Raw genomic sequence first — 14,579 nt, 5'->3', positions numbered from 1 at the left:
ATGCCATTTTCTTAGCTTTTGACGTGTAAAAGCTAAGCTTTTGCAAAGCATCTTCTAAACACCTGAAAATCAACACGTTTCTTTCTACCTATCAAGTCCTTTGTTTCTCCACCATTTCGCGGTAGAGGCCGTCCGTCTCTTGATAGAGTTGTTGTGCGGTTCCCTGCTGAACGACGCATCCCTCACTGAGCACAACGATGTTGTCAGCTCCCGCAACCGTACGCAACCGATGGGCAATGATAAGCACCGTTTTATTCCGAATGAGCCGAGAGAGGGCCTCTTGTATCATCGTCTCATTCTCCACATCGAGCGAAGCCGTGGCTTCATCGAGCAGAATGATGGGCGCATCCTTCAAGAAAGCCCGTGCCAGAGAGAGGCGTTGACGTTCGCCGCCAGACAGCTCGGCCCCGTTTTCGCCAATCTGCGTGTGCCATCCCTGCGGCAATAGCTCGACAAACTCGTCGCAATGAGCCAGTCGGGCTGCGGCCATGACCTCTTCGTCGGTGGCATTTTTCCGTCCGATACGGATATTTTCAAGAATGCTGTTGTTGAAAAGCGTCACGTCCTGAAACACGATAGAATAGAGTGAGAGTAGTCTTTCGGGGTCGATGGTGGCAATATCCATCCCTCCTACGGTGATTTTTCCCGGTTGGGGGATGTCCCAAAAGCGGGCAGCTAAGCGCGAGATGGTGGTTTTTCCGCCACCCGAAGGTCCGATGATAGCTGTCACTTCCCCCTGTCGGGCGGTGAACGAGACGTCCGACAGTACGGGCGTTGCAGCATCATAAGCAAAGCTCACGTGAGAGAAGACGATGTCGAACCCCTGATTAGAGAGCCTATCGGAGCCTTCTTGCAGGGGATGTTCGAGAATTTCGTTCATCCGTTCGGTCTGCACGTTGAGGGTTATGAGGGCCGCAAGGTGAATGAGCGACTCGGAAAGTGGGTCGTAAAGACGAGAGACGGTGAGCAGAAACGCAAAAAACGTGAGCACGTCCAAGCGTCCCTCGGTGAGCAAAATGCTGCCGACAAGAGCCACAGAGACAATTCCGAATCGCAGAATCATCTGTGCCGAAACCACAAAAGCCGACAGGCCGAGTTCGCTTATGAAAGCTCGGCGTTCCACAGCTTTGATTTTCGTGTCCAATCCTTGCATATACGTTTCCTCAGCGTTATTTGCCCGTAGGTCGCGAAGGGCTTCCAAGCACTCTTGTATGCCGTCGGCGCAGGCCATCTTGGCCGCCATCTGCCGCCGACCTAACCGGTTTTGCAACTTCGGCGCAAAGACCATGATGACACAACACACCGGTAAGGGCCACAATGCGGCCAAAGCCAGTTGCCAATCGAAGAGGAAAAGGCCCACAGAGATAGGGATGAGCGAGAGCAAACTGCCGAAAAACTGAGGAATATAGTGGGAAGATGCTGTCTCGAGGGTGGCACAATCGGCCATCATTCTGCTGGTGAGGTCGGCCAGGTCTTTCTTTCCGAAGAACGAAAGCGGCAATTTCCGCAATCGTTCTGCCAGCGTTACGCGCCGGATTCCACTTTCCACATAGGTGGCAAAGAAGGTTGCGTTGTACTGAAAGCGGGTGGTCAGGGCGATGAACAGCAGACAAAGCACGGCACCCAGCCCGTAAAGGACGGCACGTGGCGTAGCGATGGTGCCGCCTTGAATCAGATCGGCGACCAGATAATAGAGCAGTCCGACGGGCATCATCAGCACGATGTAGGTTGCACAACTGGCCAAACAGGCCTTCATCAGGTCGGTTGCACCCTGTGAAGAGAGGGCGTAACGATGTTGTAAGATGCGTTTCAGTTTCATTTTTCCCCTCCTACGTTCCAGTGAACAGATTGGTTATACTCGGCCCAAAGACGTGCATAAAGCCCTTCTTTGCGGGCGATCAAACTGTGATGGGTGCCTTCCTCGACAATCTTTCCTCCCTTGAGCACATAGATTCGGTGGGCTTTCGTCACCGCAGAGAGGCGGTGTGCAATGGTGATGACGGTCTTTCCGCGCGCCATTTCGGCAAAGGCCGCCTGCACACGGGCCTCGTTGTCGGGGTCGGCAAAGGCCGTTGCCTCGTCCAAAATCACGATAGGCGTATCTTGAAGCATCACCCGTGCAATGGCAATGCGTTGCTGCTCGCCGCCTGAGAGATAAGTTCCTTGGGTGCCGATGACGGAGTGCAGTCCGTCGGGAAGCTTGTCGATGATGTCGTCGCACTGGGCTTTGTGCAATGCCTCTCTCACCTCTTGCTCAGTGGCCTCGGGTCTGCCGAGCCGCACATTGTCGAGAATCGACCCCTTTAACAAACGACTATCCTGGAAGACAAACGACACCTGACGCATCAAATCTTCTTTGCGGAGGTGGCAAACGTCTACGTTTCCGATTCGCACCACACCGCTATCTACATCCCAAAAACGAGTGATGAGATGACCCAAGGTAGTTTTTCCACCGCCCGAAGGCCCCACGAGAGCCACCTGTTCGCCGGCTTTCACATGCAGAGAGATACCGTCGAGGGCATTCTTGACGGCCCCTTTGTATCTGAAAACCACCTCTTCCAACACGATGGAGTTATCCTCTGGCAGACGGCTTTCTCGGGGTTCGCTCAGTGGTTGCAGAGTCAGCACGCCGTTGATGCGCTTCAAAGCCTCGGCAACAATCAAGTTGTTCTGACTCTGATACATAATTCTGGTGAGCATCACGGTGATGATGGGCGTAATGATGACATAGTAAATCAGATGAAGAAGAAACGTCTGTGTTACCCCTTCTTGTGCCATATAAAGGGCAGCCGCCACCAAAACGGCGAAGACGGAATTGATAACAGTAGTGTAACACACCATAGGCAGGCGCATCTGCCGGGTGTAATCGATCACCCAACGTTGGTAATCGTCTATCGCTTGCTTGAATTTCTTGAACGAAAACACCGTCTGTCCGAAGGTTTTGACCACGGGAATGCCTCGCACATACTCAACGGCTTGATTCGACATGCTGTCGAGTGCGGTCTGATATTCGGCCATTTTGGTTTGAAGCTCTTTGCCAGTCATGAAAGAATACATAATGGCGAAGCCCAGCAGCATGGGTAAGAGCGAGAGAAGTCCCAGCCTCCAGTCGAAAACGAGCAGCAAAACAAGCAGTCCAATGGGTGTTGCCATGCTGCCGGCTTTATCGGGAAGCTGATGAGCCAAATAGGTTTCGGTGGCCTCACTCGATTCGTTGACAATCTTACGCAGGCTTCCACTCCCCTCATTACCCACAAAACCCTGCGGCAGCGTGATGATATGGTGCATCAAGCGTGAGCGAATGTTGGCGGCTATGCGAAAGGCCGCCAGATGTGAACAGAGCAACCCCAGAAGATAAAGCCCGATAGAGAGCAACGAAAAGGCCACGGCCATCCATCCGTAGTGGGCTGTTTGCGTGGCACGCTCGAAGTGTGGAGCCACGGTGAGCACGTCGCGCAGAATCATCCAGATATAAACGAAGGGCACAAGAGCCGCCCATGCACTGGCTGCCGACAAGAACCAGGAGGCCATCGTAAGGTATTTGAACCGGCCGGCATAGGCAAAAAGTTGTTTTAAAGGAGACATCGGTAGATGGATTGGTGGGTGATTGGGTGTTCAAGGAGGGAAGGTTGACCAGGCAGACGGAGAGGGAACGTCCCCAAAAGACAGGCGGGATGGCCGCTGGGAGGTGAACAAAGCATCGACGGACGGACAGAGTAGGTCTCTTGTCCGTCCGTCGATGCTTTGTTTTTAGCCTTTATCTTCGGTTGATCCTACGATCTCGTATTGCAGCATCGAAGAGAATTTGCACGACAGTCGTTTAGACAGTCCTATCGTATAGCCCATCCATCCCCAACGCGATCGATAGCGATTCATGTAAATAGCCTGTTCAACGAGGCGGAGCTTCGGGTTCCATTGCTCCACGAGATGTCCGTCTTCAATGCCCGAACGTATTTCTGCCGCCGAGTTTTTCAAGGCATCCGGCTTGACCCGATGCTTGCTCATCATCGGTCCACAGACGTCGAAGCAGAGCATTCCGCCGGCAAAACGCTCGGCAATCCGATCGATAAACTGCCGCACCTGTTCTTCGTAGAAATACATCAACACGCCTTCTACGATAAAGATAAAACTGCTTTGTGGATGCGCAGCCCGAAGGTTGTCCATCCATTCCACGTCTAACAGTGAGGCCGATAGATAGCGATCGCCCGCCGGTTCAGGGATCAGCGCACGCCGAAGTTCAATCACCTCGGGCAGATCCACCTCGTAGAACACAGCCTTGTCATGCTCCGGGATGCGTTGATAGCGTGTGTCCAGACCACAGCCCACGTTCACAACGACGGCATTGCCATGAGAAGAGAGAAAGCGACGGGTGGCATCGTCGTAATATCTGCCTCTTACTACGCAGCCCAACTTGCTCAGTGGGGCGGCATCGAGCTTCGAAAAGTCGTAATCTATTCGGTCGATCAGCCTCTCGGCCAGGTCGTCTTTCAAGATATTGCCTTTGGGTCGACGCGTTTCTAAGGCTCTATAATAAAGAGGTATGAGCAGCGTCTCCTGCACCACGTCTCTCAATTTGAATTTCTCTTCCATGGCAATGTCTTCGTTTTATGTTTTATTTCAGATAGTATTTGTTCGTTACTTTGAAGTCGTCGTCGAACTCATACACGAGCGGAGTACCCGTAGGAATCTCCACATTGATGATTTCTTCATCGGAGATACCCTCGAAATATTTGATGAGCGAGCGCAAAGAGTTGCCGTGTGCAGCAATAAAGACGCGCTTGCCTTCCATGATTTGCGGTTTGATTTCCACCTCGAAGTAGGGCACGGTGCGTGCGATGGTGTCTTTCAAGCTCTCGCACATGGGAATGTCTTCTACCGAAAGATGGCGATAGGCCGGATTTTTGCGGGCCGAATATTCGTTGTTCTCTTCCATCATCGGCGGACGAACGTCGAAGCTACGACGCCAGATGTGCACCTGCTCGTCGCCATATTTCTCAGCAGTTTCTTTCTTGTTGAGACCCGAGAGAGCTCCGTAATGACGCTCGTTGAGCCGCCACGACTTCACAACGGGCAGCCATTCGCGTTGCATCTCTTTGAGGGCAATCTGCTGGGTGTTGATGGCACGCTTGAGATAAGAGGTGTAGCAGAGGTCGAAGTCCAGTCCGGCTTCTTTCATCAACTGTCCTGCTCGCTTAGCTTCTTCCCGTCCTTTGTCGGAAAGTTCTACGTCTACCCAACCTGTAAACAGGTTCTTCTGATTCCATTCGCTTTCTCCGTGGCGAATAATGACTAATTTTTTCATACGTTTTGCTAAAAATATGGATAACCAAACGCCTGCTTTGGCGTTTTGTTGCAAATTTACATATATTTCCTCAACTGGGCAATACCTACATATAGGGATCAAGAAAAAGTGTTCTTCTCTTTTCCTTCTTTCTCTGTCTGCAAGTCGATGATCGACAAGCGTTTATAATAACGACGCGCGAAAGCTAAGCTTTTGCGCGTCGTTTTCTTAGCTTTCGCCATGCGTTTCCTTAGCTTTTGCACGCCAAAAGCTAAGAGATGGCGCGCATGCCATGGAGCATTCCGATTTTATGGGATGTTCTTTTGGCGGGAAAACGAGATTTGTCTGTATGCTGCCATACTCTTTTTTGCCTGCAATATTGGCCAACTTGTCTTTTTTTTGTAGTTTTGCTATCAACTAACAACAAAAAGAGAATGAGACGATTTTCTTTAAACATGGCAACATGGTTTGCCTGCACATGTTTCATTTGCTGCGCAGGCAGCGGAAAGAATCGGATGAAAACAAACGAAACAATGAATCAAACAACTCATCAACAGGCGGAGATCTATCTCGCCGGAGGATGCTTTTGGGGCACGGAACATTTCCTCAAACAAATCAACGGAGTGCTCAACACCCAAACGGGCTATGCCAATGGTAATGGCAAAAACCCGTCTTACGAGCAGGTGTGCTCTCATCGCACGGGCTTTGCAGAGGCTGTGCAGGTGGTGTATCAGCCGGATGTGCTGCCGCTCTCGATGCTCTTGCAACTCTACTTCCTCTCGATCGACCCGACCACACTCAACCAACAGGGCAACGACATCGGAACGCAATATCGCACAGGTGTCTATTATTCCGACCCTGCCGACGGGCCGCTCATTCAAGCCGAGCTCTCTAAGCTGAGCAAAAAGCTCCATCGACGCCTCATGGTCGAGGTGTTGCCGCTAAAGAATTTTTATGCGGCGGAGGAATATCATCAGGATTATTTAGAGAAAAATCCTGGAGGCTATTGTCATCTTCCCAAAGCTCTTTTCGAGTTGGCGCGCAAAGCGAACAAGCCGGAAGAGAAGCCCAGGGCTTACGTTCGACCAACGGATGCGGAGCTAAGGTCTCGTCTCACGCCGATACAGTATGAGGTGACGCAGCGAGCGGCCACCGAACAACCGTTCAATAACGAATACGACCATGAGTTTCGCGAAGGTATTTACGTCGATGTGACCACGGGCGAACCGCTTTTCCTCTCTACCGACAAGTTCGACTCGGGTTGCGGATGGCCCGCTTTCTCCAAACCCATCGACAATCATTTGCTCCAGAAAACAGAAGACCACTCGCATGGAATGACTCGAACTGAGGTGCGCAGCACTAAAGGCCATGCTCATTTAGGACATGTCTTCAACGATGGACCTAAAGAAAGTGGCGGTCTGCGTTATTGCATCAACAGTGCTTCGCTGCGTTTTATCCCCAAAGCCGACATGGAAAAGGAGGGCTATGGGGCTTATCTCAAGCTACTGTGATACTTTTCTTTCCGAATGGGAAAGACGTTGATGGGCAGATGCTTCCCACACAAAAGGCCCGGTGCGATGTCGCACCGGGCCTTTTGGTCTCTTGAAGAGGCATGACGACCTCTCTTGGGGAGGTCTTTTCGCTACCCAATTAAGCGTTCTTGTTCTCTTTCGGTCTTCCTTTCGTTGGTAGCTCTTTGGGTGTTTTTACCTTGATGGTGTCGAATCCTTCGCCATAAACGCCGATGACTGCACTCTGACTCACAAAGGCTTTGGGGTCGATCATCTTGATGAGACGGAATATCATCTGGCTTTCGTTCTTCTTAGCCAGTACACACAGCACTTTCATGTCTTGCCCGGTGTACCAGCCATGACCGTCGAGTATCGTCAAACTATGGTCGGTATGGAGGGCAATGGCACTGGCAATCTCTTGGTGCATCTTGGAGAAGATGAGAAACTGAACCGACTCGCGGCGGGCATTCATCACGTAATCGAGCATAAAGTTTTCGATAATCATCGTGCAAAGCCCAAAGACCATCATGCGAGAACGGTCGAAGTAACTGCCGAACTGCGGAAAGAAGAAACAGCTGCCAATGATAACGATATCTACTAAGAACAGAACTTGCCCCAAGGAAAGATTAAAATACTTGTTCACCACGGCTGCAATGATGTCGGTTCCACCCGTACTGCCGTTGTTGAGAAAGACAATAGCGAGCGAAGATCCCGTCAGGGTGCAACCAATCAGCAACGACATGAAGTTCTGTCCTTCGCCAAGAATCTTAATTAGTTGGCCGTTGACATCCTTAGGCATCAACCATTGGGCGAATTTCACGATAAAATAGAGGGCCACAATGGCGTAAATGGTTTTCATCAAGAACCGCCAGCCCAGCACTTTCAGGGCTAATGCCAACAGAGAGATGTTGATGATGAGATAGGTGTTTTCCAATTTGAAACCGGTGGCATAGTAAATGACAAGCGACATACCAGTTACGCCACCAGTAACAATCTCATAGGGCATGAGGAAAACAACAAGCCCGAAAGCATAAAGACACAGTCCGAGGGTGATAAAGACATAATCTTTCACCTCGTTGAAAATGATTTTGTGGTCGATGGTCATCGCTTTTTCCTCCTTTATCCTTTCACTACAACATTGACTATCTTCTTCGGCACGATAATCACTTTGAGGATTTGCTTGCCGTCGAGGTATTTTTGTGAACGTTCATCTTCAAGAACGGCCTGCTCGATGTCGGCATTTGCGGCATCGGCGGGGAAGGTTTTCTGATAGCGAGCCTTACCGTTAAAGGAGACAGTGAGCTGTATTTCGCTCTCAACCAGGTAGCGTTCGTCGTGCAAAGACCATTGTGCGTCGCACACACTACCGCTGTTTCCCAGTGCTGCCCATAGTTCTTCGGTGATGTGCGGTGCAAAAGGAGCAAGTGCTACCACAAGTTTGGTCAGCAGTTCGCGGTTCGTACAGTGGGCTTGAGACAGCTCGTTGACACAGATCATGAAAGCGGAGACAGCCGTATTGTAGGAGAATTGCTCGATGTCAGCCGTCAGTTTCTTCAGCAAACGATGAGCCGATTTCAGTTCTTCGGCCGTAGCTGGCGTGTCGTTGGGAAGGAATTCGCCCGTTCGATGATGATAAAACAGTCCCCAGAACTTCTTTAAGAAACGGTGACAACCGTCGATTCCGTTGGTATCCCAGGGCTTACTCTGCTCCACAGGGCCTAAGAACATCTCGTAAAGACGCAGCGTATCAGCCCCATACTGTTCTACAATACGATCGGGATTCACTACGTTGTACATGCTTTTCGACATCTTTTCTACCGCCCAACCGCAGAGATAACGACCGTCTTCCAGGATCAACTGTGCGTCTTGATACTCCGGACGCCAGGCCTTAAAGGCTTCCAGGTCGAGCACATCGCCGTGAACAATGTTCACATCGACATGAATCGGAGTCACGTCATAGCTCTCTTTCAGTCCGAAAGACACAAAGGTGGGCACGGCAGTAGCCTCTGTCTGCGATGTCGCCACACGGTAAACAAAATTGCTGCGACCTTGAATCATCCCCTGATTCACCAATTTCCGGAACGGTTCTTCCCGACAAGACACGCCCAGGTCGTAGAGAAACTGATTCCAAAACCTACTGTAGATAAGATGTCCCGTGGCATGTTCCGTTCCGCCCACATAGAGATCCACGTTCTGCCAATAAGCATCGGCCTTACGATTGACTAAGGCTTGGTTATCGTGGGGCGACATATAACGCAGGTAATAGGCTGAAGAGCCGGCAAATCCGGGCATCGTATTCAATTCAAGCGGGAAGACATCTACGTTGTTGATCTTCTCCGTTGCTACCACCTGCTGTGCTTTCTCGTCCCAGGCCCACAGCTTAGCGTTGCCCAAAGGCGGCTCTCCGGTTGCGGTAGGTTTGTATTCGTCCACTGCGGGCAGTTCCAAAGGTAGGCATTTGTCGGGAATCATGCAAGGCATTCCTTCCTTATAATACACAGGAAACGGTTCTCCCCAATAGCGTTGACGAGAAAAGATCGCATCACGCAGGCGATAATTCACCTTGATACGTCCCAGTCCGTGTTCCGACAGATAGACCTTGGTCTTGGCAATGGCCTCTTTCACGGTGAGTCCGTTGAGCACCAATTCAGCGTTTTTCGTCTGATGTCCACCCCTCGAACCTTCTTTTGAGACCGAAGATGCAGCAGGAGAGTTCATCACAATACCCTCTTTGGCATCGAAACTCTGCTCGCTCACATCGGCTCCCTCAATCAACGGAACGATGGGCAGCGAGAAATGACGAGCGAAAGCATAGTCTCTGCTATCATGAGCAGGCACGGCCATGATGGCTCCCGTACCGTAACCGCACAACACATAGTCGCTGATCCAGATGGGAACAGCCTCGCCTGTGAGCGGATTCACGCCGTAAGAGCCGGTGAAAACACCGCTGACCCGACGGTCGGAGATACGCTCACGTTCCGTACGTTTTTTGGTTGCAGCGAGATATTCGTCCACTTCTTTCTGTCGTTCGGGCTTTGTCAGCAGGGGCACCCATTCGCTTTCGGGAGCCAGCACCATAAAGGTTACGCCGAATAGCGTATCGGCTCGGGTGGTGAAAATCGTGATTTTCAGGTCGCTATCTTGAACAGCAAACTCTACTTCGGCCCCTTCCGATCGTCCAATCCAGTTGCGTTGTGTCTCTTTCAGCGACTCAGTCCAGTCCACTTCTTCCAGACCTTCGAGCAGTCTTTGTGCGTAAGCACTCACCCGGAGACACCATTGGCGCATCTTTTTCTGCACCACCGGATAGCCGCCACGTTCGCTCACACCGTCTATCACCTCATCGTTGGCCAGCACAGTGCCCAATTCGGCGCACCAATTCACCATCGTTTCGCCCAGATAAGCTATGCGATAGTTCATCAACACCTCTTGTTGTTCTTTCTCATTCAGGGCTTTCCACGCTTCGGCCGAGAGCGAAAGTTCTTCCGAACAAGCCGCATTCAGCCCTACAGTACCTTGTTTAGAGAGATGAGCGATGAGATTTTCGATAGGCAAAGCCCGTTGTTGGGCATTGTCATAGTAAGAATCGAACATCTTTTGGAACGTCCACTGCGTCCATTTATAATAAGACGGATCGCAGGTGCGTACTTCTCGGCTCCAGTCGAAGGAGAAACCGATTTTATCCAACTGCTCTCTATATCTCTTGATATTCGTTTCTGTAGTCACAGCAGGGTGTTGTCCCGTTTGGATAGCATATTGTTCGGCCGGCAATCCGTAAGCATCATAACCCATAGGGTTGAGCACATTGAAACCTCTCAGCCGTTTATAGCGCGCGTAGATGTCTGAAGCGATGTAGCCCAACGGGTGTCCCACGTGCAGACCGGCCCCTGAAGGGTAAGGGAACATGTTGAGAACATAGAACTTCTCTTTGCTCTCATCTTCCGTCACCCGATAGGTAGCCATCTCCGCCCATCGTTTTTGCCACTTCTTCTCAATCTCCCTGAAGTTGTATTCCATTATTGCGATTCGTTTTATTTACGGATTGGTGCGCCAAAAAGCCGTTAGAGCCTTGGCGACAGGTTCTTTTTTCGTTCCTTAAAGTGCGTTTTCTAACAAGGCACAAAGTTACGAAAAAAGTTTTTGAGAATGCCTATCGATAGGTCTATTTTATAGAACAGCTCTACCTTAGAAGATGCATCCCACGGCCAAGAGCAAGCGAGAGCGATGCTGATTGTTCAGGAGAGGGGAGGATTGTGGGGTGTGTCGCCAATGGAAGTCTGCCTTTGCATAGACGGGAAACAGCGTACCCGGCACCACGAAGCTATATTTCAGAGCGGCATACAGAGCCTGTTGCCGGGCGGTGAGGCAGTGATAGTTGCGATAAAGATAAGCATCCATCGTTGGTGGAGGACTTTGTTTATTGGAGGGCGTGGCAAAAGTGCCATCTACAAAGGGCTCTCCGCTGCCCCAAAGTGCGGCAAGCCCCACGGTAGTCGTGAGCAACGACGTGCCGACCGGAATGTTTCGTTCCACCGAAACGAAGGGTTCTGTGTGGCGGATGTCCTGCCGCCGGAAGTAAGGGTATCGGTAGGCGGTTTGCTTTCGCTGCATGAACCGTATGCCGGCCTGTAGCGTCCAGACGGATCTTTCCGCGCAAATGCCCAGGAAAGCGGTGTAAATCAAACTGCCTTCTGTCCAAACCTTGTTGGCCATTTTCACAGCATCGTAGTAGGCATAGTAGGTAGACCCTGCCTCGTTCAGCATACTACGGTAGGTGTTTTTGTGGTTTTCGAGATTCTCGATGTCGATATTCAGGGCCAGTTGGTGCAGGTTGTGCCCCCGGTGCAGTGAGAGAACGCCGCGGTATTCATAGAGGTTGGCCCGGTGATGGGTGTAAAGAATGGAATAGGGAGAGTTTCTTCCGTAATGGCCGTGACGGCGAACGACCTGTAGACTGTTGAAAAACGACATCCGGTCCGCTTGCAAAGCCACCTGCAAAGCCCCGCCGTTATACTCGTCTACAAGGGGTTGTGTGGTGGTTTGATCGGTGAAACCGTAATTGCCCAGCTGTTCCACCTCGCCCATAAAGGCGGCATAATCGATGAGCGACTGATAGGGTTTTTCGCTTTTTCCATACGTGGTGAACCGCAGACTCTCGGTGCTTCGCCGATAAAAATAGTTGGCCCCGAGGCGCAACAACCGACCCACGGGGGCGGTGATGCCCACAGAGAACTTCATGTCCATCAGCGTGTTGCGATGCCGCAGGTCTTTGTATTTGGCATAGTTGGCCGCTGTATAGTCGACCTTTGCTCCAAAAGCGAGTCCGCGCCAGAGGTCGATGCCGAAAGCACCCACCAAGCGATAGGTGTCGCGATGTTTCTTTCCGCTGTTGGTGAGCGAGTCTTCAGAGAGGTCGAACGGCTTTCGTGTGGGGTCGATAAAAGCCGAACCCACCATGTTTCGTCCCGAGAAGTTGTCGTAGCTCATCTTTCCGTAGAGCACGCTACGGGCGTTCAGCCGATAGAACGACTCGACCTGCGCTCCCGCCTGCACCGTGTGGGCCGACTGAAAATAGTCGACCAGGTCGCCCTGGCTGAGCTTCCAATCCACCTGTGCCGTGGAGATGTTTCGCCATTGATAGGCGGTGAGCCCGGCGGCATTGACCGATGTAAGCCATGCATCGGATTGTTGAATCAACCTGAAATCGCGATACGCCGCCTGTGCGCCGTCTCGTCCCTTTGCCAAAAGTAAGCCCGGCATCATCAAGAGTGCCGCTTGCAGAAGGTATTTGCTCGCTGGGAATGTCATTTTTGAGGTGTGAGGGGAGTGGAATGTGCAGGAATAGGACAGATGGGCGGGACGAGAGAGCGTAAGATCTCTCCTCGTCCGCCTACTGCCCGTTGAAAGGTAGGATGGTAAAAGCTAAGCTTTTGCATTGCATTTTCTAAGCTTTTGCAGTCCGTTTTCTTAGCTTTTAGGTCGTAAAAGCTAAGCTTTTACCATTGGTTTTGTAAACGTCTGATGATCAGTCGTTTGTCTTCCGTTAAGCCATCCTCGGGAGAGATTCTCCCGGGGTCTGCCTTTTCACTTGCCGCGAATAGAGAATTCTTTGCGCTCGTGGAAGTCGTCGGTAGAATTATTGGTGTCCATATACACGATGTGTGCTCCTTTTTTGATGGAGGCTTCGGCATCGATGTTGTTAGGATCTCCCGTGGTCACGCCCATCGTATAGGTGTAAACCAGTTTTCCTGCGTTCTCTGGCAGAGCCTCTGTAGCCGTCTTGTCGACGTTGCGATAAAGGGTATGGCCTTTCTGTGGGGTGAGATACACTGCCCCACCATCAATCTCCGAGGTGAGACGTTTTTTGTTTTGGCTCTTAGAAGGGGTAGAATACACTTCCACACCATCGATAATCCAAGAGGTGGGAATTTTGAAGCAAGCGTTCACTTCCGTCTGTTTTGCACCCGGAGGATAGATCACATTGGCCACGTTATTGGCAAACTCGGCCGGCTTCACATCCTTTGTATGGAACAGAATCAGACCGGGTGCTCCTACGCTCAAGGGCCATGCGATACCCAGTCCTATCCTTTTGGCTTTGAGGTAATGCGAAGTGGAGATCAATTCGGAAGGGGAGGGATACCAGCTTTCGCCATCATAGCCGCTTTCGGGGTCGTACATGGCGTAATAGTCTTTGTTGGCGTAGTTGACAGACTTGCTGTAGGTCTGTGTGTTGTCTACACTACCCTGACAGCTCACTACCACTTGCGAATAAGGTTGCACAATCAAAGCCGACTGAAACCACCAGATACCATGAATGGCAGGTATGTATTGCTGGTCGGCATAGGAGAGTTTACCCCCCACATACCAATTGTTAGTCTTGATATAGGAGTTAAACGGCGAGACGATGGCTACCGCTAAGTTGTTGGCTACAACGACTTTCGAACTGTTGTTATAGATAATAAAACCTTTGTCTTTCTGAAAATAGCCGTCGCCTTCATCCAATGGGCAACCGCCACAGTAGATTTCTTTGATGATGAGCTGGTCGGCGTTTTGGTCGGGGAGCTGAAAACTCACGCTCTTCACCTTCGTGGTGGGAATGACTTCCTGGGTTCCGTCTTCACGAGTAACAACCATATTCCAGGTTTGTGCCCAACTGCCAGTGGCAAAAACGGTGGCGGTGAGCAGAGAAAGTAGAAATTTTTTCATCGTTATTTTTCGTTTTTTAGCCTCTTCCCTGTAGAGAGAGGCGATGGATTTTGTTATCGATTCAGTATTTTAAAGCTCTTTCCGGGTGCACGTAAGATGTAGATACCCCGTGGCAGATGAGAAAGATTCACCTTTGCCGTACCGTCTTCTGCGGCCTGGATGGTGGTCACGAGCTGTCCGTTTGTCGTAAAAACGAGAATTCGGGTACCCGCTTTCAATCCCGAGAAAGTGGCATCATCGGGGGTAAAAGTAGGCTCGGCCGTGGCGTCGGACAAGCTCGGCGTGTGGCTGATGCCCGTTGTCACCTTTTTGGTGATGAAGTGATAGTCGGTCACTTCAGACAGATTGAACATAATTTCCTTGCTGTTGCAGGTCACAATGACGCTATCGTTTTTGAACGAAAGCATGGGATTGTCACCCAAAGCCAACTCCGTTTGACTACCTCCGCTCCCTACAACCACAAGGTAAGACACCTCAATGGTGCCTTCTTCCTCGGCATACGCTGCACGGGGAAGTAGCAAAAGGGCAGCAAAGGCCAGCGTTAAACATACAATTTTCTTCATAATCATTGGGTTTGATGG

General features: G+C 50.9%; 10 protein-coding genes. 1 reads left to right on the top strand and 9 read right to left on the bottom strand.

Annotated features, from left to right (window positions below; translation table 11 throughout):
• Window positions 1–91 precede the first annotated feature (91 nt).
• The 4 genes from J5A66_RS02240 to gpmA form a co-directional block, all read right to left on the bottom strand.
• Window positions 92–1,813: an ABC transporter ATP-binding protein gene (locus J5A66_RS02240; RefSeq protein ID WP_371742873.1), complete on the bottom strand. Its 1,722-nt coding sequence runs from the start codon at window positions 1,811–1,813 to the stop codon at window positions 92–94.
• A gap of 2 nt (window positions 1,814–1,815) precedes the next feature.
• A complete protein-coding gene (locus J5A66_RS02235) occupies window positions 1,816–3,585 on the bottom strand; it encodes an ABC transporter ATP-binding protein (RefSeq protein WP_211790847.1) in 1,770 nt (589 codons plus the stop codon).
• Between the two features lie 165 nt (window positions 3,586–3,750).
• Window positions 3,751–4,590 carry a class I SAM-dependent methyltransferase gene (locus J5A66_RS02230; protein WP_211790846.1) on the bottom strand — a complete coding sequence of 280 codons (840 nt, stop codon included), beginning with the start codon at window positions 4,588–4,590 and terminating at the stop codon, window positions 3,751–3,753.
• 22 nt (window positions 4,591–4,612) lie between these two features.
• Complete coding sequence (gene gpmA, locus J5A66_RS02225) at window positions 4,613–5,302, bottom strand: 2,3-diphosphoglycerate-dependent phosphoglycerate mutase (protein WP_211790845.1); 690 nt, start codon at window positions 5,300–5,302, stop codon at window positions 4,613–4,615.
• 512 nt (window positions 5,303–5,814) lie between these two features.
• Between gpmA and msrB the strand changes: the two genes are divergently transcribed.
• On the top strand, window positions 5,815–6,792 hold the full coding sequence (gene msrB, locus J5A66_RS02220) for a peptide-methionine (R)-S-oxide reductase MsrB (RefSeq protein WP_371742864.1): 978 nt from the start codon (window positions 5,815–5,817) through the stop codon (window positions 6,790–6,792).
• Window positions 6,793–6,931: 139 nt separating this feature from the next.
• Here the strand turns inward: msrB and J5A66_RS02215 are convergent, their stop codons facing one another.
• The 5 genes from J5A66_RS02215 to J5A66_RS02195 all read right to left on the bottom strand — a co-directional run bounded on the left by J5A66_RS02215 (window position 6,932) and on the right by J5A66_RS02195 (window position 14,561).
• Window positions 6,932–7,897: a YitT family protein gene (locus J5A66_RS02215; RefSeq protein WP_211790844.1), complete on the bottom strand. Its 966-nt coding sequence runs from the start codon at window positions 7,895–7,897 to the stop codon at window positions 6,932–6,934.
• Between the two features lie 14 nt (window positions 7,898–7,911).
• Window positions 7,912–10,809 carry a leucine--tRNA ligase gene (leuS, locus tag J5A66_RS02210; RefSeq protein ID WP_211790843.1) on the bottom strand — a complete coding sequence of 966 codons (2,898 nt, stop codon included), beginning with the start codon at window positions 10,807–10,809 and terminating at the stop codon, window positions 7,912–7,914.
• A gap of 168 nt (window positions 10,810–10,977) precedes the next feature.
• Complete coding sequence (locus tag J5A66_RS02205) at window positions 10,978–12,600, bottom strand: DUF6850 family outer membrane beta-barrel protein (protein WP_249110005.1); 1,623 nt, start codon at window positions 12,598–12,600, stop codon at window positions 10,978–10,980.
• Window positions 12,601–12,876: 276 nt separating this feature from the next.
• Window positions 12,877–13,998: a DUF4876 domain-containing protein gene (locus J5A66_RS02200; protein ID WP_211790842.1), complete on the bottom strand. Its 1,122-nt coding sequence runs from the start codon at window positions 13,996–13,998 to the stop codon at window positions 12,877–12,879.
• Window positions 13,999–14,051: 53 nt separating this feature from the next.
• Entirely contained in the window at window positions 14,052–14,561 is a 510-nt protein-coding gene (locus J5A66_RS02195) for a T9SS type A sorting domain-containing protein (protein WP_211790841.1), read from the bottom strand.
• Window positions 14,562–14,579: the final 18 nt, after the last annotated feature.

It is taken from the genome of Prevotella sp. oral taxon 475 (genome assembly GCF_018127805.1).
GTDB lineage: Bacteria > Bacteroidota > Bacteroidia > Bacteroidales > Bacteroidaceae > Prevotella.
Note: the sequence above shows the minus strand (reverse complement) of the source record. Positions and strands in the feature narration are given on the sequence as shown.